The following is a 24,595-nucleotide window of genomic DNA, read 5'->3' as shown; positions in this document are numbered from 1 at the left end:
CGCAGAGAAGAGGAGAGAGCAGAGTTTACGCAGAGGTATGTTGGTTTAGAAATTATCTCTGCGTAAACTCTGGCCACTCTCTTTCTCTGCGGTTGAAAATCCTGTAACAATTAAAAAGGATCATGAAAATAAACAGAATTAAATACGCCAACATGTATGGCCCCACTACCGGCGATAAAGTGAGGCTGGGAGATACGGAACTACTTATCGAGATTGAAAAAGATTTTACCGTATACGGAGACGAAGCGAAATTCGGCGGTGGCAAAACGATCCGCGATGGTATGGCACAATCGGCAACGGCTACCCGAAAAGAAGGCGTCCCCGATTTTGTGCTCACGAGTGTGATCATACTTGATCATTGGGGAATTGTAAAAGCGGACATTGGTATCAAAGACGGGAAAATAATTGCGATTGGCAAAGCCGGCAATCCTGATACGATGGATGGCGTTCATCCGCAACTCGTCATCGGCGCTTCCACTGAAGTGCATGGCGGCGCCGGCCTGATAGCTACTGCGGGCGGCATCGATACGCATATTCATTTTATTTGTCCGCAACTGATCGATCACGCATTGTACAGCGGCATCACCACGATGCTTGGCGGCGGCACCGGCCCTGCAGATGGAACCAATGCCACTACTGTTACCCCCGGTGCCTGGAACCTGCAGAAAATGCTGGAATCGGCAGAGGCTTTCCCGATGAACCTGGGTTTTTACGGAAAAGGTAATTGCTCTTCTACATTACCGTTAGAAGAGCAGATTGAAGCAGGAGCTCTGGGATTGAAGATCCATGAAGACTGGGGGTCCACACCAGCCGTTATCGACGCCTCCCTGAAAGTGGCGGATAAATATGATGTGCAGGTAGCCATTCATACTGATACTCTTAACGAGTCAGGATTTCTGGAAGACACTATTGCCGCGATTGCAGGCAGAGTCATCCATACTTTTCACACCGAAGGTGCCGGTGGCGGCCATGCGCCGGATATCATCAAAGCGGCGATGTATCAGAATGTGCTGCCATCGTCGACAAACCCGACAAGACCTTATACAAAAAATACGATCGACGAACATCTTGATATGCTGATGGTCTGCCATCACCTTGACAAGAATGTACCCGAGGATGTATCATTTGCCGATAGCCGCATTCGCCCCGAAACCATTGCCGCGGAAGATATCCTTCACGATATGGGCGTGTTCAGCATGATGAGTTCCGACAGCCAGGCGATGGGAAGGGTAGCCGAAGTGATCACACGAACCTGGCAGACCGCGGATAAGATGAAAAAACAACGTGGGTTTCTGGAAGCGGATGAAAAGAATAAAAATGATAATTTCAGGGCGAAAAGATATGTGGCAAAATACACGATCAATCCGGCTATATCGCATGGTATCAGCGAACACGTAGGCTCATTGGAAGCAGGAAAGTTTGCAGACATTGTGTTGTGGAAACCTTCGATGTTTGGTGCCAAGCCTGAAATGATCATCAAGGGTGGAATGATCATCGCCAGCAGGATGGGTGATCCGAATGCTTCGATCCCAACGCCACAGCCGGTTCTGTATAGGCCCATGTTCGGGGCTTTTGGAAAAGCATTGCACAAGACCTGCATCAGTTTTGTGTCGCAGGTGTCTATTGACAATAACGTAGTAGCAGGTTATGAGTTGCAAAAAATAATATTGCCGGTAAAAAATTGCCGGAATATTTCCAAAAAAGATCTTATTCATAATGATGCTACCCCGCAGATAGATGTGAACCCGGAAAATTATGAAGTGAAAGTGGATGGTGTACACATTACCTGCGAACCCGCTACAGAAGTGGCATTGGCGCAACGCTACTTTTTATTTTAAAAATGCAACGCTGATCTTTATGATCCGGCAGACAAATTATGATCATTCAAAAAAAGACAGGAAATATCGGATCAATTGATATCTCTAAAAAACAGATCGATAAGGTTCAACTGGAATGGTTTGAATCAGGCAAACGTATACTGCATAAAAAAACGAATGCCGGTATAGCTCTCTCTCTTAAATTTTTAAACGAAAATCAGCAGTTGACGGAAGGCGATATTTTATTTGAAGACACGGATACCCTCATTGTTGTGGAAATAAAACCATGTGATGCCATTGTAGTAAATCCTAAATCGATGGAAGAGATGGCTTCCATATGTTATGAGATCGGCAACAAACACCTGCCGTTATTTTATTACAATGATGAACTGCTGATCGCTTTTGAAAAACCATTATATAATTTATTAATGTCGTCTGGGTACGATGTGAAGCAGGCGCAGCGCAAACTTCTGCATCCTTTAAAAACAACAGTATCGCCACATGGCACAAGCGGCGAAACACTTTTTTCAAAGATCATGAAACTCACCGGTTCAGAATGAATACCAATTTGCTCAGTTTATTGCAGCTATCAGATCCGGCCTTGCCGATAGGCGGGTATGCTCATTCTTCGGGGCTTGAAACGTATATCCAGAAAAATATCGTGCATGATATTACTACTGTGAAAGAATTTGTGATACAAATGCTCACGCAAAGCCTCCAATACACTGATGCAGCTTTTGTTTCACTGGCCTACGATGCCGCTAATGAACATGAGTATGAAAAAATAATATCGCTTGACGAAGAATGCCATGCAGTAAAACTAGCTTCCGAAGTGCGTTCTGCCAGTCAGAAACTAGGGACACGATTGGTGAAATTATTTGAAGGATTGACAGAAGACCCCACTGCAAAAAAATTCTCCGGGGCACTTCAGCAGAAAAAGATCATCGGGCATTATTGCATTGCCTTCGGCGTTTACGGCAATGCGTTAGGTATTGATAAAAAAGAACTGCTTACCGGATTTTATTACAATGCTGCAGCAGGATTTGTAACCAATAGCGTAAAGATGGTCCCACTTGGCCAGCAGGATGGGCAAACGATCCTGTTTGGTCTGCAGCCGTTGATCAATCAATTGGTAAATAACAGCATGCATCCTGATCCGGAATTACTCGGCTTGTGTTGCACAGGATTTGATATTCGCTGTATGCAGCATGAGCAATTGTATTCAAGATTGTACATGTCATGATAATTAAGAATTAAGAATGATGGAAAGAAATTATATAAAGATCGGTGTTGCCGGGCCTGTTGGTTCGGGAAAGACCGCGTTGATAGAGCGTTTGTGCAGGCAATTGTATCCGAAATATAGTATCGGGGTGATCACCAATGATATTTATACAAAAGAGGATGCGGAGTTCCTTACAAAGAATAGCCTGCTTCCGGCAGAAAGGATCATCGGAGTTGAAACGGGCGGTTGCCCTCACACAGCCATCCGCGAAGATGCGAGCATGAACCTGGAGGCTGTGGAGGAAATGGCAGGGCGTTTTCCGGATGTTGAAATAATTTTTATTGAAAGCGGTGGAGATAATTTATCCGCTACTTTCAGTCCCGATCTGGCAGATGTCACCATTTTTGTGATCGACGTTGCCGAAGGTGATAAGATCCCACGTAAAGGCGGGCCGGGCATCACAAGAAGCGATCTGTTATTGATCAACAAGATCGACCTGGCACCTTATGTTCACGCCGATCTTTCCGTTATGGAACGAGATGCAAAGCTGATGCGAAAAGGCAGCCCTTTCATATTCACCAACCTGATGAGCCTGCAGGGGCTTGATTCGGTGATCGGCTGGATCCAAAAATATACTTTGATGGAAGAAATTGCAGAACCGGTTTTGATACGATGAAAGCACAACTGCACATACAAACTGCGTTACGGGAAAAGCGAACATTTTTGAAAAGTTCGTTTTTCACTCAGCCATTCAAAGTGGCGAATATCACCGAAGATAAAAACAGTCCGTTATTAAAGCTCATGCTCATGAGTGCTTCGCCGGGAATACTCGATGGTGACGATTATGAAATAAAGATCGATGTGACCGGCAATAGTTCATTGCAACTGCAGACGCAATCTTACCAACGTTTATTCAACATGAAAAATGGTGCTTCGCAAAAAACAGAAGTGCAGGTGGCAGCAGGTGGTTCGTTTTTTTATCTGCCTCACCCATCTGTTCCGCATGAAGCATCATCATTTTTTTCTAAAAATACTATCTGGCTGCAATCAGGCTGTACGTTGCTTTGGGGTGAAGTGATCACCTGTGGAAGAAAACAAAGCGGGGAGTCGTTCCTGTTCTCAAAATTCCATACGCTCACAGAAATTTATGTTTCGGGCAAACTGGTCATCAGGGAGAATGTGTTGATCCAGCCATCAGTCACCAATGTGCATGCACTTGGTCAGCTGGAAGGGTACACACACCAGGCTACGATGATCTTTTTGAAAGAACTATCACAGCCTAAATATCTGATCGCTGCAATTGCTGAATTTTTATCTGAGAAAAAAGAAATTGAATTCGGGATTACCGCAACTCCTGTAGACGGGATCATCCTTCGTTTGCTCGGTTTTAAAGCCGAACAACTTTTTGATGTTTTACAATCTGTGGCAAATACTTTTTTACTGCAAAACCATCCTGCGCATGTCCGCTGAAATGCAAATACTCATCCTTGCAGCCATCTCTATTGCTTGCCTGCACACGGTTACAGGCCCGGATCATTATATTCCGTTCATTGCTTTAGCCAGATCGAGAGGCTGGTCATTTGGCAAAACCATTTTCTGGACGGTCTTTTGCGGTTGCGGCCACGTATGGAGTTCTGTAATATTGGCTTTGGGGGGTGCGGCCATCGGCTGGTCTTTATCAAAGGTTAAATTTTTGGAAGAAGTGCGGGGTGGTGTTGCCGGATGGTGCATGTTGCTTTTTGGATTAGGCTACGGAATATGGGGGCTCTGGCGGGCGAAGAAAAACCAGCCGCACAAACATTTCGACATGGTGGACGATGGCACTTTATATGTTTATGAACACCGGCATGGCCAGCCAGTGGCTGCACAGGAACGGCATAAAGTAACCCCCTGGGTGATGTTCATCATTTTTCTTTTAGGGCCATGCGAGCCGATGATACCGCTATTGTATTTTCCCGCCGCACAAAATTCCTGGTGGGGAATGATGGTGTTGATCATCGTTTATACTATCTGCACATTGCTCACTATGATATTGATGGTTGTGTTGGGCTATTATGGATTTGCATTTCTCAAAACAGAAAAACTGGAAAGATATATGCACGCCATCGGCGGTGCAACGGTTTTTATTTGTGGCGCCGGAATGGTATTCATGGGGTGGTAATCGCCTCTTTTAATCCTGATTATATTGTTCATATATCTTTTCAAACAATGGACTTCCTTGAAAAAAATCCACCGGAATATAGGTCAAAATTTTTCGATCAAGTATACTTTCATACAGTGGGTTATTCAATGGAATCTTTACTGGTGGGAATGAATATTTTTCAGGAGCCATCATAAATAGTGCCCGCTTGCAAAACTCCGAACAGTACAACAAGCTATCTCCATTGTCAAGATCAAACATATTATCAAACTTAGGATTAAGTACCGCAATCCCGGAAACGAATTTCCTGATCCTCTCCCGCTCCTCATTACTCGCAACTGTCTTCCAAATACTCCAATAGTAAATATCATTACCTCTCAAAAAATCTGCTATTGAATCTTGCCGGAAACCTTTATCCGGTTGATCATTCACCATATTGTAAATAATCAGCCTGCCTTTCTCTATCCATCCTAATCCGACATGCGTAATATTTGTATCCCTGAGATTGAACTCTTTGCCTATAATCGGAATTTTCGACCTTGTTCCTTTGCATACCATATACACTGCCATACTTTCCAGACGGCATTTACCAAAATCGACCGACACTGGTTTTTCCTGTGCGTAAATACCTGGTAGCAGATAAATATTAAATACTACAAGAAGATACCAATATCTCATTTCCCTAATTTTCTTGAAAGATTGAGGGTGATATAAGATGCACTGACACGGATCTTATTCTGTTTCAATTTATATACAGCCAATAGATTCTTTGTTCCACCAAAACCCAGATCAACCATACTTTTTTTTCCTAATTGGGTTTTGAAACCTGCAAACACCATGATATCGAGGCTATATCCGCCATTGGTATTTTTAATATCGGTATAGAAAGGGTCTGAGTAATCAACCTTATCTGTAAGTTCATATTTGTTGTATGTTCCAAGTTCAACATACGCCTCAGATTTTTTTGACAAAGACGAATATTTTCTTATTCCCAGCGGAACTGTTATGAATTTTCTATGGCTGAAATATTCCAATCCGCTTTTACTGATCCCATGGTATTGAACTTCAGCATAACCTAAACCTGCCCGGCATCGCCAGAAGTAACTAATCATTTTTTCATAATCAAAATCGAAAAATCTGGCCACTGCCAACTTTTTTCCCTGTTCGAATTCGGCGATTCCAAAACCTGCCAGCGAACCTGAAAATTTTAACTCCTGCGCATTTCCTGCAAAGGAATTCATAAAGATGGCGATCATACAAAAGAATTTGTACATAACTGAAGGAGATATATACCGGATGCCTTTGCACCCGGTATGGTTATAAATAAATTTCAACTTAAGGAAATTGCAGTAGCGACACCTGCAATCACGGCACCACCAAGGCCGCATAAAATACCGCACACACCATTCCCTATCAGAAAGCCAACGGTAGCTGCTGCCGTTACGCACCAGCCGTTATCCATAGGAGCGGTACCCCCTTCATCCTGTACCAGGCATCCCCGGCCTCTCGAAAACTCCATACCGGATATTGATGCAAGGCCACTGATTCTCACATTATAAGCGATAGCCGATAAAGTGTACAATATTTCCCTTTCGTTTTCACTGACTTTAGCAGATGCTATCTCATCATTTTTCCTGACAAGAAAATCCTGGAACCTGGCTTCAGATAATGCTTGCTGATTGCGTACAATTTCAATGATGATCTTTTTACTGGCTTCGGAAACAGTCGCGTTATTCACAACGTCACCAAGTTTGGTCTTGCCACTTTGGATGACCTTAAATACATTGGTTGCTGTATTTATAGTGACCTCATTTTTAAGCGGCACTTTAGACGAATAAAACGCCAGCGTCTTCTCATTCAGCGTTTTGATATTCCCGGCGTCATAATCCTTTTTGATCAGGTTAAATGATTCTACAAATTCCGCCCCGCGTTTTGCAAACGGGTTGTTTTTTTGGCTGTATGCCGTCCCTATGCATAGCAATGCCACTACAGATAATATGAAGTATCTCATAATAAAATAATTGAAAAGATGAATAAATAATACAGGGAACCGGTTTAATTCCCTGCTGTTGAAGTCACGGCCGATGACAACACAAAATTGCAGATCTAAATTTTCAATCCATCTTTTTTGGTCTAATGTAAGTTTAGTGCTACTTGATATAATTTTAGTTACCCGGGTTTCGTGTAGCAGCTGTCAAATGTAGGTGGTGAATCAACATGCAGAAATGGTATTTTTCTGCTCAGGCGATGGTGTTTTTCCCGAGATTGCCTGAGGTAAAAAACAAAAACGCAGATCCTATAACAATAAGATCTGCGCCCGATACATGGTATCTTCTGTAATCAATGGTGTAGAAAAATTTCAGACCAGGTAGCCGAAAGCATTGTCCTGGCTTTTTAATTCGGTATAATTGATCTTGTAGTGATCAAGATTTTTGAGAAGTGCCGTATAATCTTCCTTTGCTTTCAATTCGATGCCAACCAGCGCCGGCCCGGTTTCTTTATTATGCTTCTGCATGTACTCAAATCGGGTGATGTCGTCATTTTCACCCAGCACATGATTGACGAATTCTTTCAAAGCGCCGGGGCGTTGCGCAAAACGGATCAGGAAATAATGCTTCAATCCTTCATATTGCAGGCTGCGTTCCTTTATTTCCTGCATGCGGTCAATGTCGTTGTTACTGCCGCTCACCACACACACTACATTTTTGCCTGCAATTTCCGCCGCATAGTCGTCAAGAGCCGCTATGGACAAGGCTCCTGCAGGTTCCACCACGATGGCATCTTCATTGTATAATTTTAAAATTGTGGTGCAGACCTTCCCTTCAGCAACGAGATGCATATCATCCAGCACATCTTTGCAGATGGAGAAAGTGAGGTCACCCACTTTCTTTACAGCAGCGCCGTCCACAAAACGTTCGATATTATCGAGCATTACCGGGTGTCCTGCTTTGAGCGCTTCGGTCATCGACGGGGCACCTTCCGGTTCGATGCCGATCACTTTCGTTTTAGGGGAAAATGTTTTGAAATACGTTCCTACCCCGGCACTCAGCCCACCTCCGCCAACGGGCACAAAAAGAAAATCGACTTCCGGTTGATCTTCCAGAATTTCGAGTCCTACAGTCGCCTGCCCTTCAATGATCCTGATGTCATCAAAAGGAGGAATGAAGGTCATGTTATTTTCTTCCGTATACTTTTTCGCGGCAGCGGCACAATCATCGAAGGTATCTCCGGCTAATTTTATTTTGATAAAATCTTCTCCAAACATTTGCGTTTGCCGTATTTTCTGATTCGGTGTGATCACCGGCATGAAGACTACTCCTTTGCAATTGAGTTTTTTGCAGGAGTAAGCAAAGCCTTGTGCGTGGTTGCCTGCGCTTGCACACACAACGCCTTGCTGCAATTTTTGCTGGGGCAAACTGCTCATCATATTATAAGCACCGCGGAGCTTGTAAGAACGCACCACCTGCAGGTCTTCCCTCTTGAGAAAGATATTGCATTTGTATTTAGCGGATAAATGCTGGTTGAACTGCAAAGCAGTCCTGTTGACCACGGACCGCAGTTTTTCGGCTGCTGCCGCAAAATCCAGGGATGTTATCGTATGTGTGCTGGTGCTCATTTTTATATTTAAACTATTTAACCGATTCTGTAAATTTCTTCGGATTGAAAGCGTTGAGCGGCTGCTCTGATGGCACCGGCTGATTTTCCGGCCTCAGGCTCCTTACTGTTTTTCCTGCCTGCCACAATTCGCTTTCGCGTAATTCTTTCAATTCTTCTTCCAGTTTTTCGCGGTAATCAGCTTTGCTGTTGCTTTCGATTGATTTAGCTGCTTCTTTACCTTCGGCAACGCTATTGTACAGGTCGTTAAAAACAGGCAAGGTAGCATCGCGGAATTTTTTCCACCAGTCCAATGCGCCACGTTGTGCTGTGGTGCTGCAATTCGCATACATCCAGTCCATCCCATTTTCAGCCACCAATGGCATGAGTGATTGTGTAAGCTCTTCTACTGTTTCGTTGAATGCTTCGGAAGGTGAGTGGCCTTTGGAACGCAACACTTCAAATTGTGCCGCGAAGATTCCCTGGATAGCGCCCATCAACGTTCCCCTTTCACCGGTAAGATCGGAGTACACTTCTTTTTTGAAATCCGTTTCAAATAAATAACCCGATCCGATCGCGATACCCAAAGACACTACGCGGTCAAATGCTTTGCCGGTAGCATCCTGGAAGATGGCATAACTGCTGTTGAGGCCACGTCCCTGCAGGAACATCCTGCGCAGGGAAGTACCACTTCCTTTTGGCGCAACAAGAAACACATCTACATCAGCAGGCGGAATGATACCTGTCTGGTCGTTGTAAGTAATTCCGAAACCATGAGAAAAATATAATGCCTTGCCGGGAGTCAGGTGTTTTTTTACAGTCGGCCACATGGCTATCTGTGCAGCATCGCTGAGCAGGTAACAAATGATCGTTCCTTTTTCAAGGGCTTCTTCAATTTCAAATAAAGTTTCGCCTTCTACAAAACCATCTTTCACAGCCTTATCCCAGCTCTTTGAATTTTTACGTTGCCCAACGATCACATTGATCCCGTTTTCTTTCTGGTTCAATGCCTGGCCAGGCCCCTGAACGCCGTAACCAATCACTGCTACTACTTCGTCTTTTAATATTTCCTGCGCTTTCGCTAAAGGAAATTCGTCGCGTGTTACTACGTTTTCCTGGGTGCCTGCAAAATTTAATGTTGCCATGTTTTGTTTTTTAAATTATTAGAAGTTTTTTATTGTTGTATTGTTTTACAAAAAAATTTGAATAAATACGAACCTGTAAATCGCAAAATATTTCAACCCGAAAACATTCTTAATTTTTAATTCTTACATCGTAAAGATTTCTTCCTGCTGATTCAAAAATTCATTCTCTATCAATTCATCTCCGGGAGCGGACGACTCGTACGATTTTAATTTTTCATGGAATCCGCTGCTATCCTTGATTACAGCGATTCGTGCACTGCGTACAAATTCAATGAGGCCATAAGGCTCCAATGCTTTTATCAATCCGTCTGTCTCCTCGCGGTGGCCGGTGGTTTCGAATACTGTGTAATCTTTACGGATAACAACAGCCCTTGCACCGTACTGGCGAAGCAATCTTTCTACTTTTACTTTTTCAGCAACTTCGTCGGTGGGCACTTTATACAATCCCATTTCCTGCCACACCACTTCGTCTTCTGTGTTGTAAAATGCTTTCAATACATCCACCTGCTTTTCGATCTGCCTGCAAAGCTTCCTTACTACATCTTCTGTTTCATTGATAACGATGGTGAACCGATGTACACTTTCCACTTCTGTTGGCGATGTGTTGAGGCTATCGATATTTATTTTTCTTCTTGAAAAAATGATCGCGATGCGGTTCAGCAAACCGATCTGGTTTTCTGTATAAACGGTGATGGTATATTCCTCTTTATTCATAATGATTTTTTTTTGCGTTGTCAGCCTGAGCCCGTAAGGCTTTTCGTTTGCGATAACGGGTTCGACAAGCTCACCCTGACAATTCGGTTCTTATTTCAATCTGATTTCTGAAACACTGCAACCCTGCGGCACCATCGGAAATACATTATTTTCCTTACCTACCATCACTTCCAGCAGGTAAGAGCCATGGTGATCCAGCATCTGTTTCAATGCATTTTTCAACTCACTCCTTTCCGATATTTTTTTACCTTCTATATTATAGGCCGCCGCCACTTTTACAAAATCAGGGCTTTGGATATTCGTGAATGAATATCTTTTCTCCATGAATAATTCCTGCCACTGGCGCACCATCCCGAGAAACTGATTATTCAGGATAAGTATCTTCACATCAATTCCAGTCTGCATGATCGTTCCCAATTCCTGGATCGTCATCTGCACACCACCATCGCCAATCACAGCAACAACGGTAGTTTCGGGCGCCCCATACTTAGCTCCTATCGCCGCAGGCAAAGCAAACCCCATGGTACCCAGGCCGCCACTGGTCACGTTACTTTTGCTATTGTTATATTTTGCGTAGCGACAGGCTACCATCTGGTGCTGCCCCACATCGGTTACAATGATGGCGTTACCTTCGGTCAGTTCATTTAAAGTCTTGATCACTTCGCCCATAGTGAGGGCTTCGGTTGTTGGATTCAACTCGGGCCTGATACAAGTAGCTTCTTCTTCCTTTGCATAATCTGCAAACTTCTGCAGCCATGCGGAATGATCATTTGCCTGCAACAATTCAGTCAGCAGCGGTAATGTTTCTTTACAATCGCCCCATACGGGAACAGTCGTTTTTACATTCTTATCAATCTCAGAAGGATCGATATCAAGATGAATAACTTTCGCCTGCTTTGCATATTTGTCAAGCCTTCCGGTTACGCGATCATCGAAGCGCATACCTACAGCGATCAGCACATCGCATTCGTTTGTCAAAACATTCGGGCCATAATTTCCATGCATCCCCAACATTCCCACACCAAGCGGGTGATCGGTAGGGATGGCACTCATACCCATGATCGTCCAGGCGGCAGGCAGGTTCGCTTTTTCAAGGAATGCTGCAAATTCTTTTTCGGCTTTACCGAGAATAACCCCTTGCCCGAAGATCACGAATGGTTTTTTTGCAGAATTGATCAATGCCGCAGCTTCCTGCACATATTCCTTCCGTATGATGGGCTTAGGCCGATAGCTCCTGATATGCTCACATTTTGTATACCCCTTGTAATCGAATAACTGCAGTTGCGCATTCTTTGTGATATCGATCAACACCGGGCCGGGCCTGCCGCTGCCGGCAATGTAAAATGCCTTAGCCAGCACCGCAGGAATTTCAGTAGCATCCGTTACCTGGTAATTCCATTTGGTAACAGGTGTGGTAATATTGATCACATCCGTTTCCTGGAATGCATCAGTACCAAGCAAATGAGCGAATACCTGTCCGGTAATGCACACGATCGGCGTGCTGTCGATCATCGCATCAGCAAGGCCTGTAACAAGATTGGTAGCGCCGGGGCCACTGGTGGCAAACACTACACCCGTTCTGCCACTTGCTCTCGCAAAGCCTTGTGCAGCGTGGATCCCGCCTTGTTCGTGACGGACGAGAATATGGTTCAGTTTAGTTTCATAATCATACAACGCATCATATATTGGCATGATGGCTCCGCCGGGATATCCGAAAATGGCCGTTACGCCTTCCGCGATCAACGCTTCCAGAACCGCTACCGATCCGGAAACTTCCACCCCCTCCGCCCCCTGAAGGGGGAACTGAGATGCAGTTTGCTCTGCCTTGATTTCTATTACTTCATTTATCGTCTCCATGATCACATTTTAGATTTGTAGTGATAAAGAAAATTTTTACAATTGCGATGCTCCTAAGTTCCCCCTTCAGGGGGCGGAGGGGGTGTTTAGGCCTCATCTGTAACACACCCTTCACTCGCGTCCTTCACACATTGCGCATATTTGAACAACACTCCTTTTGTTGCTTTGAGTGCCGGTTTTTGCCATTGTTGTTTTCGCTGCGCAATCACTTCATCCGAAACTTTAAGATTGAGCGTATTGTTGACGGCATCGATTTCAATGATATCATTATCTTCCACCAGGCCTATCAATCCTCCGTCGAAAGCTTCGGGTGTGATGTGTCCGACGACAAATCCATGTGTGCCACCGCTGAATCTTCCATCGGTGATCAATGCTACCGATTTGCCCAAACCAGCGCCGATAATAGCTCCTGTAGGTTTCAGCATTTCGGGCATACCCGGTGCGCCTTTAGGGCCGATGTAACGTATCACCACCACATCTCCTGCATGCACTTTCCCTGATTGCAATCCCGCGATCAGATCTTTCTCCCCATCAAACACTCTTGCAGTTCCTTCAAAACGTTCGCCTTCTTTTCCGCTGATCTTCGCCACACTTCCTTTTTCAGCGAGGTTGCCATACAATATCTGTAAATGCCCTGTCGCCTTCAAAGGCCTTTCCAGTGGCATGATGATCTGTTGTTTTTCAAAATCAAGATCCGGCGCATCTGCTAAATTTTCTGCTACGGTTTTCCCTGTTACTGTCAGGCAATCACCGTGCAACAACCCTTTGCTCAACAGGTATTTCATTACCGCAGGTACGCCGCCGTGCTGATGCAGGTCTTCCATCAGGTATTTACCGGACGGTTTGAAATCCGCCAGCACAGGAATCTTGTTGCTGATAGCCTGAAAATCATCCTGTGTCAAAGGGAGGTCCACACTTTTTGCCATGGCAATCAAATGCAGCACAGCATTTGTGCTTCCGCCCAACACCATGATCACCGTGATCGCATTTTCAAAAGCTTTCATGGTCATGATATCTTTTGGCTTGATATCTTTTTCCAGTAATATTTTTATTGCGGCACCTGCTGCCTCACATTCTTTTTGTTTGTCGGCGCTTAGTGCAGGATTGCTGCTGGAATTCGGAAGGCTCAATCCTAAAGCCTCAATCGCACTCGCCATAGTGTTGGCCGTATACATTCCACCGCATGCACCGGCACCGGGGCAAGCATGTTTTACGATCGCTTTAAATTCTTTTTCTTCCAGGTTACCTGCGATCTTCTGTCCCAATGCTTCAAAAGCGCTTACCAGATTGAGGTCTTCGCCTTTGTAATGCCCCGGCGCTATTGTTCCTCCGTACAGCATGATCGAAGGCCTGTTGAGACGCCCCATCGCTATCACCGCACCAGGCATATTTTTATCACAACCGGGAATGGCGATCAATCCATCGTAATACTGAGCACCGGCATTTGTTTCAATACTGTCTGCAATCACATCGCGGCTTACGAGGCTATAGCGCATCCCATCCGTTCCCATGCTGATGCCATCACTTACACCGATGGTGTAAAAACGCAGTCCCAGCAAGCCCTCTGTGGCGTTGACGCTATCGCGGACTTTCGTAGCGAGATCATTGAGATGCATGTTGCAAGGGTTGCCATCCCAGCCCATGCTTACCACTCCCACCTGTGCTTTATTGAAATCTTTTTCTTTAAACCCCACGGCATAATACATGGCCTGGGCTCCGGGTTGGGTTTCGTCCTGGGTGAGTGTTTTTGAATATTTATTTAATTCTGACATGTTGTTTTAGTTTGTTCGAAACTTTTTTAATGGGCAGATTTTCTTCACCGCAAAGAAAGGAGCGGCCAGAGTTTTCGCAGAGGTCTCTGCGTAAATTCTGCGTTCTTTGCTCTCTGCGGTTGCCTTACGCCAACTGCTGCTGCAACCTGAAATCTTTTTCCAAAACTTTATGCTGATAAGCCTGTTGGATTATATATCCCAGACTTTCTTCCCAATCTTTTTTAAATACCGAATTATCCAATGATTCCAGTGCTACAATTTCTGCTGCCGTTCCGCAATAGAAAGCCGCATCTGCTTCACGCATTTCTTCCGCGGTAAATAATTTTTCTTGTACTGCAAAATTCAACTCATCGCATATTTCGAGTACAGTGGCCCTTGTGATACCCGGAAGGATATTGCCTTTCGGAGGAGTATACAATACGCCATTTTTTTCTATGAATACATTGGCGCCCGGGCCTTCCGCTACAAATCCGTTTGCGTCGAGCAATATCGCTTCATCAAAGCCTTTGTCCTTCGCTTCCTGGCAAGCCAGGATGGAATTCACATAATGCCCGCTTACTTTGGCGTCTATGTGGAATGCACCGGGATTAGGGCGGGCGAAAGATGAAGTCATCAGCCGCATCTTGTTGGCGAGGTAGCCATTCGTCCACTCCCACGCAACGATCGTGAGATATGATTCACGTCCTTTTGACAACGACATATTCGGCGAGCAAAAGATCACCGGGCGTATATACGCATTCGTGAAATTATTTTTCTCCAACACTTCATATGTAAGCTTCGTCATTTCTTCGGTACTGATGTCAAAAGGCATTTGCATCACCTGCGCAGAATGACGGAGGCGGTCGTAATGTTCCTTCGCCTTGAATATCCTTGTACCATTGGCAGTTTCGTAAGATTTGATGCCTTCAAAAACCGCATACCCGTAGTGCAGGCTCTGGCTGTAGAGATCCATTTTTGCGTCAGCAGCTTTTACAAATTCGCCATTGAAATAAATGACCGTGTCGTTGTTGTAGTACATAATGAATATTTATTTGTTGATGAACAGGGACAAAAAAAGACCCGCCTTTTTGGAGGCGGGTCGCGTTGTATCTTTTCTTAAAATCTTTATACGATAGCTCCTCCTCCGTGCTGTGCAGGAATAATAATAATGACAACCACAATAATTATCGCAGTTATAACAGTCATTACATTATGTACTTTCGCTGTGCGCATGAAGAAGTATTATAATGCTAATCTACGACTGCCCTGTTTATAAACAAAGAACTTTTTTGTTTTTTTATTTTTTATTTTTTGCCTTCGGCAAAATTTAACTCAACGCGGATAATTATGATGATGATTTATTATGATCTGATCATAATAAATCATAAATCAGCGTTACGTTTTATATGATTGTAGATTTTCTCAATTCAATATTCTCGTTGTTCACACGTTCGAAGAAATTCTTGTTGATATAGTCAATCACCAGTTCTCCAACGGTTGAAGTGAAATAAAAATTGATCGGGTCGATGTCTTTTGTAACGAACCTGTTTTCAATTGTCCAGGTCACGGCATTGCGTACCAGTGCTGCTTCTTCAGGCAAACCGATATGATCCAGCAACATGGCTGCCGACAGGATAGAACCTACCGGATTGGCGATATCTTTTCCCGCGGCCTGCGGATAAGAACCATGAATAGGTTCAAACAAAGCAGTGCGATTACCTACTGATGCTGAAGGCAACAACCCAAGCGAACCACTGATAACACTGGCTTCATCGCTGATGATATCACCAAACATATTTTCTGTGAGAACAACATCAAATTGTTTCGGGTTAAGGATGATCTGCATTGCAGCGTTATCCACAAACAGGTAATCAACAGTGACATCTGCATATTGCGGAGCAATTTCCTGTACCACTTTTCTCCAAAGGCGGCTTGTTTCAAGCACATTCGCTTTATCAACAAGTGTCAATTTTTTCTTACGCTGCTGAGCTGCTTTAAAAGCCAGGTGCGAAACACGTTCAATTTCTTCTTTAGTGTAAGAACAATCATCCGATGCACTTTGTCCATCCTCGCTCAATTCTTTTTTGCCAAAATAAATCCCTCCGGTGAGTTCCCTGAATATCACAAAATCCACATCTTCGATATTCTTTGTTTTTAAAGGCGAAAGAAAATGGAGTGTTGGGTAAGTGGTTACCGGGCGGATGTTTGCATACAATTGCAACGCTTTCCTTAATCCCAGCAAACCTTGTTCCGGCCTTACTTTGGCCGATGGGTCGTTATCATATTTCGGATGGCCGATGGCGCCGAATAAGATCGCATCGCTGTCCAGGCAGATATCGATTGTTTCCGATGGCAGAGGTGAACCTGTCTTGTCGATAGCATCTGCACCGATCAATGCTTCTGTAAAAATGAATTCATGGTCGAACTGTTCGGCAATAGCTTTCAACACTTTTACCGATTGGCGGGTCACTTCAGGCCCGATGCCGTCTCCATTCAATACTGCGATCTTCTTAAACATTTTTCTTTCAGTTATAAATTATGAGTTATGAGATATGAATGAAGCATTAGTATTTCACGCTTTCTTCATACGCTTCGATTTCAGGTTTTATGTTGAGTAAATAATCGATGTCGTCGTAGCCATTCAACAGGCATTCTTTTTTATAACTGTTGATATCAAACCTTTGCTGTTCTCCGGTAGAATCAATGGTGATAGTTTGTTCGGGTAAACTGATGGTGATAGTCGATTCGGTTCCCTCTGCGAATATTTTATCTAAAAAATTTTCGCTCACGGTAATTGGCAATACTCCGTTGTTCAATGCATTGTTCTTAAAAATATCTGCAAAAAAACTACTCACCACCGCAGTGAACCCCGCATCCAGTATAGCCCAGGCGGCATGTTCCCTGGAAGAACCGCATCCGAAATTTTTTCCGGCAACTAATATCTGTCCTTTATATTTTGATTGATTTAAAACAAAATCCGGTTTTGGTTTTGTTTCATCATCATTTTCATAGCGCCAATCGCGGAAAAGATTTTTTCCAAATCCATCCCTTGTGGTACCTTTTAAAAACCGGGCGGGAATGATCTGATCGGTATCCACGTTTTCGATATTCAACGGAACGAAAGTGGAATGGATGATATTTATTTTGTTTTTGCTCATTTTAAACTTTTTCTTTCTGTCAACCTGAACTTGTCAAAGGTGTATCGAGTCTTTAGTAAAAATATCCAGGATGCGAAACCCTTCGACAAGCTCAGGGTGACAACATATTCATTCTGGAATATGAATTTTAATTATGCACTGCCAACATCTCGCTTACATCTGTCACTCTGCCTGTAATGGCGGCTGCAGCTGCCGTTAGCGGGCTTGCCAGTAATGTTCTGGCTCCGGCACCTTGCCTTCCTTCAAAATTCCTGTTGCTGGTGCTGATGCAATATTTTCCTGCGGGTATCTTATCTTCATTCATACCGAGGCAGGCGCTGCAACCTGGCTGGCGCAATTGGAACCCGGCTTCTTCAAATACTTTGTCTATCCCTTCTTCTATCGCCTGTTGCTCTACCTGTTTGCTTCCCGGAACAATCCATACTTCCACATCATCGGCTTTGCGTTTGCCTTTTACAAAATCCGCTACCAGGCGCAGATCTTCGATGCGGCTGTTGGTACAGCTTCCGATAAAAACATAATCCACTTTTTGCCCTTTGATAGCAGTCCCTGGTGCTATGCCCATGTATTCCATCGCTTTCACAAAAGAAGGCCTGTCTTTTTCATCGATCGATTGACCGAGCGGCACGAGCCCGTTTACCCCGATACCCATTCCCGGATTGGTTCCGTAAGTGATCATCGGTTCTATGTCAGCTGCGTTGATGGTGATCTCTGCGTCAAATTTTGCATCGTCATCGCTGAATAATGTTTCCCAGTACTGTAATGATTTTATCCAGTCAACTCCTTCCGGCGCAAATGTGCGGCCATGCACATATTGAAAAGTAGTTTCGTCGGGTGCGATGAGCCCGCAACGGGCGCCCATTTCAATGCTCATATTACACACCGTCATGCGTGCTTCCATCGACAAATTGCGGATGGTGCTGCCGGCATATTCCACCGCGTAACCTGTTGCGCCGCTGGCGGAAATTTTTGATACTATATATAACACGATGTCTTTCGACAGCACGCCATCTCTTAATTCACCTTCCACATTGATGCGCATTTGTTTGGGCTTTGTCTGCAACAAACATTGTGTAGCAAAAACCATTTCTACTTCGCTGGTACCGATACCGAATGCGATGGAGCCGAAAGCCCCGTGTGTACTGGTGTGGCTGTCACCGCAAACGATCGTCATGCCCGGCTGTGTGATGCCGAGCTCAGGGCCGATCACGTGAACGATCCCCTGGTAAGGATGGCCAAGGCCATATAATTCGATATTGTGATTGGCGCAGTTTTTTATCAATGTATCAACCTGCAGCCTGCTGAGTTGTTCTTTGATGGGCAGATGCTGATCCAATGTTGGAACGTTGTGATCGGCAGTTGCTACTACCTGCTGAGGACGGAATATTTGTAAACCACGTTTCTCGATTCCCGCAAATGCCTGCGGACTGGTTACTTCGTGGATCAGGTGTTTGTCGATGTATAATACAGAAGGCCCGTCGTCGATGGTTTTGACGATATGTTTGTCCCAGATCTTTTCAAAAAGTGTTTTTCCCATACCCCTATCCCCTGACGGGGAACTTAGATTGTTAGTGAATAATAAAGTTTGTTACAATTCAACGATTGATTTTTTACGCAACCTGGGTAGCATAAGTTTTTGCCATGATTTCCAGATCTTCATCGCTCACTTCTTTTTTGCTGTCGGCAACTTTTACAAATTCATTGTATAAAGCGTCTACATCATTGCGGGTAAACTGGAACCCGAGTTTTTGAAACCTGAATGCAAGTGCGCTTCGTCCACTCCTTGCCGTTAGTACGATCTTCGAACTGTCGGCGCCCACTTCTTCCGGGTTGATGATCTCGTAAGTGAGTGCGTCTTTCAGGAACCCATCCTGGTGAATACCTGAAGAATGGGAAAAGGCGTTGCTGCCAACGATCGCTTTATTGGGTTGCACCGGCATACGCATCACATCGGATACCGTACGGCTCAATGGATTCAGTTGTTTGCTATCTATGTTTGTGTAAAAACCAAGTGTCTTGTGTGATTGGATAATCATCGCCACTTCTTCCAGCGAAGTGTTGCCGGCCCTTTCGCCCAGCCCGTTGATGGTACACTCTATCTGCCTTGCACCATTGATGATGCCAGCGATGGAATTGGCTGTAGCAAGTCCGAGGTCGTTGTGGCAATGACAGGAGATGATCGCCTTGTCGATGTTAGGAACATTATTGGCGAGATAAGCGATCTTTTCACCATATTGATGAGGAAGGCAATAACCGGTGGTGTCGGGGATGTTGACGGTGGTTGCGCCGGCCTTTATAACGGCTTCGATCACACGCGCCAGGTATTCGTTATCGGTTCGGCCGGCATCTTCCGCGTAAAATTCCACATCATCAACAAAATTTTTCGCCCATTTCACCGCCTGCACCGCCCTTTGCAGGATCTCTTCCTGCGTGGCATTAAATTTTGCTTTAATATGAAGATCGGAAGTACCTATTCCTGTGTGTATCCGGGGACGTTGTGCATACTTCAGCGCCTCCGCAGCCACTTCAATATCTTTTTGAACAGCTCTTGTAAGTCCGCACACAGTGGCATTTTTGATCACTTTGGATATCTCGTTCACCGAAGCGAAATCGCCGGGTGAAGAGACGGGGAAGCCTGCTTCGATGATGTCAACTCCCAGGGTTTCGAGTTGCAGCGCCAGTTCTACTTTTTCATTACTGTTCAGTTTGCAACCGGGTACCTGCTCGCCGTCGCGGAGTGTGGTATCAAAAATGAATATCTTATTATCTGCCATGCTTAAATATTAAATATGTAAAACCGTTGTGCTGCCGTAATTTTGGAGCAGTCGTGTAAAGTAGACCTGTTTAGATACCGGAAGAAATCAAAATGAAGGTTGTTTTACGCCGCCGGAAACACCCGAATGTGTCTGAAAAGCCCGTAAATAAAGGGTTTTACAAAAAAAATTTACGATGCCAAACCACCTAAATGATCCTCTTTTTTTATTGGTAAAATCGCTCGTGGGAGCAGAAAAGCGTCATTTTAAGTTATATATATCCAGGAACCAGGCAAATGAGGAGTCGAAATTCGTACGGCTTTTTGATGTCCTGGACAGTTCTAAAGAGTACAACGAAGAGCAGATCCTGAAGAAAGTACCTTCCATAAGCCGTCAGCAATTACCCAATCTTAAAGCACATTTGTATGGTGAGCTGCTCACCGCATTAAGGTTGTTGCACAGCCTTAAAAACATGGAGATACAGATACGGGAGCAGATAGATTTTGCGAAGATATTGTACAACCGCGGACTTATCCTGCAGGCTTTGAAAATACTGGAAAAGGTAAAACTGGTGGCAAGATCAAACAGCCATTTCATACTCACGCTTGAAATATTGCAGTTTGAAAAAGATATTGAGGCAAGGCATATCACCAGGAGCCTGAAGGGGCGGGCTGCGCAACTGATCGATGAAACGGACTTCAGCATCCGGCAGATCAATGAAGTGACACATCTTTCGAATGTGGCGTTGAAGATGTATGAGCTGTACCTGGAAAACGGGCATGTAAATGATGAAAAACACAGCCATGAGATTGAAAAGGTCTTCCGGAAAAGCATTGAAGGGATCAACGAAGCCCAGATCAGTTTTTTTGGAAAAGCATACCTGCACCAGAGTTATTGCTGGTATTACATCATCCAGCTTGATTTTACAAGATATTACCGTCATGCGGAAAAATGGGTGCAATTATTTGACGAGCATCCAGAAGCAAAAAAAGAAGATCCGTTTTTGTATGTAAAAGCGGTGCACAACCTGTTGAATGCTTTGTTCATCATCGGAAGGCATGAAAAAATGAATTTTGAGCTGAAGCAGCTGGAGAAATTTTATGCACTGGCAGGAGGTTTCAGCGAAAACCTGGAGATACAGACATTCGTGTATTTATATACGGCCCGCATCAATCAGCATTTCCTGGAAGGCACTTTTACCGAAGGGCTGGCGCTGGTAAAACCCATTGAAGAAAAGCTGAAGCAATACCAGCAATACATTGATATGCATCGGGTGCTGGTCTTTTATTACAAGATCGCGAGCCTGTATTTTGGTTCTGGTGATAATGAAAAAGCAGTAGACTATCTCAACAAGATCATTCATCTTAAAGTGGGGCAGTTGCGTACCGACATCCAATGTTTTGCCCGCCTGCTGCACCTGATAGCACATTACGAACTGGGGAATATGGAACTGGTGGAATACCTGATAAAATCGGTATATCGTTTCCTGTCAAAAATGGAAAACCTGGATGCGGTGCTCACGGAAATATTCGCGTTCCTGCGAAGGTCATTATCTTCCAAACCGGCAGATATAAAAAAATCATTCATCGCGTTACGGGATAAGCTCGAAACAGTTTCTACCAGTAAATACAACCGCCGCTCCTATCAATACCTGGATATCGTTAGCTGGCTGGAAAGCAAGATAGACGGGATCCCCGTGCAGGATGTGATAAGGAGGAAGTTTGAGAAGATGCAGTAGAACCGATAACATTTCACCCTTCTTAAATCCTCGATTCATCCGCACACACATTGTTCCTACGGAACAAAATGCATATATGCAATCTTTGGTCTACCCACAAGTTGTTCCTACGGAACAAAAACCGATTATATTTTATTATTCGATAACCGGCCCAGAATATGTGATTGTAATCCTTTGCGTAGAAAAGTCTGTGGATAGATAAACCGGCTATCGTATTCAGTTCCGTGGGAAACGGTGTATTGGTAGAAACAATTATCAATCAGCATTTTCGTTCTATAGAATGACCTGTGGGCATAAAAATGCTTTCGCATTCCGTTCCGTAAGAACGGTATACCGGTAGAAACAATTCAATCCGCATTTTCGCATTCCGTTCCGTAGGAACGGTGTGTAGGTAGATGAAAAATATTATCATATTTCGTTCCGTAGGAACGATGTGTAACGCAAAACCGCCGGGAAAAATAACGGCATTTATCGATGTTTTCACCAATTGTTGAATATATGGCATCGATTATTTTTGGTATAAATAAATGGCATGCCAAACACCTATACACAATTACATATCCAGTTCGTTTTTGCGGTAAAATACAGGCAAGCACTGATATCCAGGGAATGGAATACACAATTGCATAAATATATGACAGCTATTTTCCAGGACAATAAACATAAAATGCTACAGATAAACAGCGAGCCCGTTCATATTCATATTTTATTAGGCATGCGGCCGCATCAATCCATTTCCTCATTAATGCAACTGGTAAAAGGAGAAAGCAGCAGATGGCTGAATGAAAAAGAATTTTGTAAAGATAAATTTGCATGGCAGGAAGGGTATGGAGCATTTTCATATGCAAAAAGTGAGGTGCCGAATGTGATAAAGTACATCCAGAATCAGGAAGTTCATCACAAAAAAGAGAATTTTTTAAATGAATACAAAAGGCTTCTGACAGAGTTTGACGTTGATTGGAAAGAAGAATACATTTTCACACTGCCGGAATAGATAGGCATTTAATTACATCACCACTCGGCCCCCGGATAAGCCCGCTGCAAATATTGAAGATCTGCCAATATGTAGCCAAGGTTTTCAGTATGCACTCCCTGTTTGCCGCCGCTATGCATAAAGACATTTTGCGGAAAAGAAAGCGTAGCTTCTTCCAGAACAGATGTCACTTTTTGTGTCCAGGAATCTTGCAATCCGGCGAAATCGAGCTGCTTTACTGCTGTTTCATAATATGCCGGGTTGAAAAATTCACCGGTGTAGGGCCAAAGATTATCGATTGCCTTATTAATACGCTGATTACTCTCTTCGGTTCCATCACCGAGACGGATCACCCATTCGCTGCTCCATTTGATATGGTAGGAGATTTCTTTCAACGCTTTTTCCGCGATAGCTGCAATTTGTTTATCATTACCTCCCATCAGTTGTGTATATAACAGTTGCGCATAAACGCTGTATACAAATTGCCGGAGAACGGTGTGTGCCCAATCATTGTTGGGAAGTTCAGTGATCAGCAGGTTTTTAAATTCCCGTTCGGCACGTAGATAAGCCAGCGAATCCTCGGTGGTACCATTGCCCAGCAGTATTGCTGCATGCTGATAAAAATTTCGCGACTGCCCGATAAGGTCAAGGGATATGTTGGTAATGGCGATATCCTGTTCCAGAATAGGACCATGCGCACACCATTCCGCATTGCGCTGTGCAAGGATAAGATTGGTGTCCGCGAGAAATAAAGTATAATCAATAAGCTGTTGCTGATCCATTTTAGAAACCTCCTTTGAAAAAATTCTTAATTCTTAATTTTTAATTCTTAATTGACTACATGTGTTTGATCTCATCCGGCAAATCGTAGAAAGTCGGATGGCGATATATCTTGTCCTCTGCAGGTTCGTACAGACTTTCCGCATCATCGGGATTGCTGGCATGTATATATTTGCTTTCTACCACCCATAAGCTCACGCCTTCCTGCCGGCGGGTGTATACATCACGTGCATTCTCAATGGCCATCTGTGCATCCGCGGCTTTGAGGCTGCCGGCATGTTTATGGTCAAGCCCTTGCTTGCTACGGATAAATACTTCCCAAAGCGGCCACGCAGTTGAATCTGCTGTGTATTCTTTCGGGACATTTCCCCCGGTTTCCTCACCGCCGAAATCACCATAATAATTTTTTACGATCGCTATTTTCATACCATTAAATTTTATTTATTCAGCTACGCACGTGGGCTGATGATGCACAGGAAAATTAACCGAATTCGCGATGAAACATAATTTATTCGCCCTTGTATGTAATTCATTCGCTCTTGTTATCATCGAAGCCTCTTTCACTTTTACTTCGGGAAATAACGTCACCGATTCAAATCGTCCACCACCATCGGCCGTCTCAACCATCACCGCTTTTGCCGCATCTTTATATCCTGTCACAATCACTCCTGCCTCCGAACACAAATGCAGATACCACAACAAATGGCAACTTGAAAGCGATGCCAGCAGGAGTTCTTCAGGATTGTGTTTTGTTTTGTCGCCCAAAAAAGCGGAGTCCGAAGACCCTTTTATGATCACTTTATTATCACCCATCACTTCATAACTTCTGCCATAGGTGCGGTAACTATCTGTTCCGGTTCCTTTATTGCCCGTCCAGTTGATGGTTATTGAATAATGATGTGATCGCATGATTTATTTTTTTAAATACCCCCAAAAGGAAATTTTCAAATGAA

At 44.1% G+C, this 24,595-nt stretch carries 24 protein-coding genes; 8 read left to right on the top strand and 16 right to left on the bottom strand.

Annotation, left to right across the window (positions count from 1 at the left end):
• The first annotated feature begins 122 nt into the window (after positions 1–122).
• The 6 genes from ureC to EGI32_RS18695 are packed head-to-tail and all read left to right on the top strand — an operon-like array spanning position 123 to position 5,200.
• Positions 123–1,838: an urease subunit alpha gene (gene ureC, locus EGI32_RS18720; protein ID WP_303626673.1), complete on the top strand. Its 1,716-nt coding sequence runs from the start codon at positions 123–125 to the stop codon at positions 1,836–1,838.
• A 38-nt stretch (positions 1,839–1,876) separates the two neighbouring features.
• Positions 1,877–2,377, top strand: a complete 501-nt coding sequence (locus EGI32_RS18715) for an urease accessory protein UreE (protein WP_255157104.1) — start codon at positions 1,877–1,879, stop codon at positions 2,375–2,377.
• Positions 2,374–3,060, top strand: a complete 687-nt coding sequence (locus EGI32_RS18710; protein WP_255157102.1) for an urease accessory protein UreF — start codon at positions 2,374–2,376, stop codon at positions 3,058–3,060. The genes EGI32_RS18715 and EGI32_RS18710 overlap by 4 nt, the downstream gene beginning before the upstream one ends.
• 16 nt (positions 3,061–3,076) lie before the next feature.
• Entirely contained in the window at positions 3,077–3,715 is a 639-nt protein-coding gene (gene ureG / locus EGI32_RS18705; RefSeq protein ID WP_303626672.1) for an urease accessory protein UreG, read from the top strand.
• Between the two features lie 47 nt (positions 3,716–3,762).
• The gene (locus tag EGI32_RS18700) at positions 3,763–4,509 is read left to right on the top strand and encodes an urease accessory protein UreD (RefSeq protein WP_255157100.1); all 747 of its coding nucleotides are present in this window, start codon (positions 3,763–3,765) and stop codon (positions 4,507–4,509) included.
• Positions 4,499–5,200 carry a sulfite exporter TauE/SafE family protein gene (locus EGI32_RS18695; protein WP_255157098.1) on the top strand — a complete coding sequence of 234 codons (702 nt, stop codon included), beginning with the start codon at positions 4,499–4,501 and terminating at the stop codon, positions 5,198–5,200. The genes EGI32_RS18700 and EGI32_RS18695 overlap by 11 nt, the downstream gene beginning before the upstream one ends.
• Before the next feature lie 9 nt (positions 5,201–5,209).
• Here the strand turns inward: EGI32_RS18695 and EGI32_RS18690 are convergent, their stop codons facing one another.
• The 13 genes from EGI32_RS18690 to EGI32_RS18630 form a co-directional block, all read right to left on the bottom strand.
• Positions 5,210–5,857: a hypothetical protein gene (locus tag EGI32_RS18690; RefSeq protein ID WP_255157096.1), complete on the bottom strand. Its 648-nt coding sequence runs from the start codon at positions 5,855–5,857 to the stop codon at positions 5,210–5,212.
• A complete protein-coding gene (locus tag EGI32_RS18685) occupies positions 5,854–6,324 on the bottom strand; it encodes a hypothetical protein (protein WP_255157095.1) in 471 nt (156 codons plus the stop codon). Before EGI32_RS18685 ends, EGI32_RS18690 begins: the two co-directional genes overlap by 4 nt.
• Before the next feature lie 185 nt (positions 6,325–6,509).
• Entirely contained in the window at positions 6,510–7,190 is a 681-nt protein-coding gene (locus EGI32_RS18680) for a hypothetical protein (RefSeq protein WP_255157093.1), read from the bottom strand.
• A gap of 348 nt (positions 7,191–7,538) precedes the next feature.
• A complete protein-coding gene (gene ilvA, locus EGI32_RS18675) occupies positions 7,539–8,795 on the bottom strand; it encodes a threonine ammonia-lyase (RefSeq protein WP_255157091.1) in 1,257 nt (418 codons plus the stop codon).
• Positions 8,796–8,808: 13 nt separating this feature from the next.
• A complete protein-coding gene (gene ilvC / locus EGI32_RS18670; protein WP_255157089.1) occupies positions 8,809–9,918 on the bottom strand; it encodes a ketol-acid reductoisomerase in 1,110 nt (369 codons plus the stop codon).
• A gap of 123 nt (positions 9,919–10,041) precedes the next feature.
• Complete coding sequence (gene ilvN, locus EGI32_RS18665) at positions 10,042–10,632, bottom strand: acetolactate synthase small subunit (protein ID WP_255157088.1); 591 nt, start codon at positions 10,630–10,632, stop codon at positions 10,042–10,044.
• Positions 10,633–10,722: 90 nt separating this feature from the next.
• Positions 10,723–12,489 carry a biosynthetic-type acetolactate synthase large subunit gene (gene ilvB, locus EGI32_RS18660; protein WP_255157086.1) on the bottom strand — a complete coding sequence of 589 codons (1,767 nt, stop codon included), beginning with the start codon at positions 12,487–12,489 and terminating at the stop codon, positions 10,723–10,725.
• A gap of 86 nt (positions 12,490–12,575) precedes the next feature.
• Positions 12,576–14,261 carry a dihydroxy-acid dehydratase gene (gene ilvD, locus EGI32_RS18655; protein ID WP_255157084.1) on the bottom strand — a complete coding sequence of 562 codons (1,686 nt, stop codon included), beginning with the start codon at positions 14,259–14,261 and terminating at the stop codon, positions 12,576–12,578.
• A 124-nt stretch (positions 14,262–14,385) separates the two neighbouring features.
• A complete protein-coding gene (locus tag EGI32_RS18650) occupies positions 14,386–15,279 on the bottom strand; it encodes a branched-chain amino acid transaminase (protein WP_255157082.1) in 894 nt (297 codons plus the stop codon).
• A 363-nt stretch (positions 15,280–15,642) separates the two neighbouring features.
• On the bottom strand, positions 15,643–16,758 hold the full coding sequence (gene leuB / locus EGI32_RS18645) for a 3-isopropylmalate dehydrogenase (protein WP_255157080.1): 1,116 nt from the start codon (positions 16,756–16,758) through the stop codon (positions 15,643–15,645).
• 46 nt (positions 16,759–16,804) lie between these two features.
• Positions 16,805–17,398, bottom strand: a complete 594-nt coding sequence (gene leuD, locus EGI32_RS18640) for a 3-isopropylmalate dehydratase small subunit (protein ID WP_255157079.1) — start codon at positions 17,396–17,398, stop codon at positions 16,805–16,807.
• Positions 17,399–17,525: 127 nt separating this feature from the next.
• Positions 17,526–18,935, bottom strand: a complete 1,410-nt coding sequence (gene leuC, locus EGI32_RS18635) for a 3-isopropylmalate dehydratase large subunit (RefSeq protein WP_255157077.1) — start codon at positions 18,933–18,935, stop codon at positions 17,526–17,528.
• A gap of 73 nt (positions 18,936–19,008) precedes the next feature.
• Positions 19,009–20,172: a 2-isopropylmalate synthase gene (locus EGI32_RS18630; protein WP_255157075.1), complete on the bottom strand. Its 1,164-nt coding sequence runs from the start codon at positions 20,170–20,172 to the stop codon at positions 19,009–19,011.
• Between the two features lie 175 nt (positions 20,173–20,347).
• Here EGI32_RS18630 and EGI32_RS18625 point away from each other — a divergent pair, with 175 nt between their 5' ends.
• Together EGI32_RS18625 and tnpA are read left to right on the top strand one after the other, a co-directional pair.
• A complete protein-coding gene (locus EGI32_RS18625) occupies positions 20,348–21,889 on the top strand; it encodes a hypothetical protein (RefSeq protein ID WP_255157073.1) in 1,542 nt (513 codons plus the stop codon).
• A 532-nt stretch (positions 21,890–22,421) separates the two neighbouring features.
• Positions 22,422–22,883 (top strand): IS200/IS605 family transposase, encoded by a 462-nt coding sequence (gene tnpA, locus EGI32_RS18620; protein ID WP_255157072.1) that lies wholly within the window; start codon positions 22,422–22,424, stop codon positions 22,881–22,883.
• Positions 22,884–22,900: 17 nt separating this feature from the next.
• Here tnpA and paaC read toward each other — a convergent pair whose 3' ends face one another.
• The 3 genes from paaC to EGI32_RS18605 are packed head-to-tail and all read right to left on the bottom strand — an operon-like array spanning position 22,901 to position 24,551.
• On the bottom strand, positions 22,901–23,644 hold the full coding sequence (gene paaC, locus EGI32_RS18615; protein WP_255157070.1) for a 1,2-phenylacetyl-CoA epoxidase subunit PaaC: 744 nt from the start codon (positions 23,642–23,644) through the stop codon (positions 22,901–22,903).
• A gap of 55 nt (positions 23,645–23,699) precedes the next feature.
• A complete protein-coding gene (paaB, locus tag EGI32_RS18610; RefSeq protein ID WP_369681684.1) occupies positions 23,700–24,068 on the bottom strand; it encodes a 1,2-phenylacetyl-CoA epoxidase subunit PaaB in 369 nt (122 codons plus the stop codon).
• 15 nt (positions 24,069–24,083) lie between these two features.
• Positions 24,084–24,551 carry an OsmC family protein gene (locus EGI32_RS18605; protein WP_255157068.1) on the bottom strand — a complete coding sequence of 156 codons (468 nt, stop codon included), beginning with the start codon at positions 24,549–24,551 and terminating at the stop codon, positions 24,084–24,086.
• Positions 24,552–24,595: the final 44 nt, after the last annotated feature.

Origin of the sequence: Ferruginibacter sp. HRS2-29, from assembly GCF_024343615.1 — a bacterium.
Lineage (GTDB): Bacteria > Bacteroidota > Bacteroidia > Chitinophagales > Chitinophagaceae > Ferruginibacter.
Note: the sequence above shows the minus strand (reverse complement) of the source record. Positions and strands in the feature narration are given on the sequence as shown.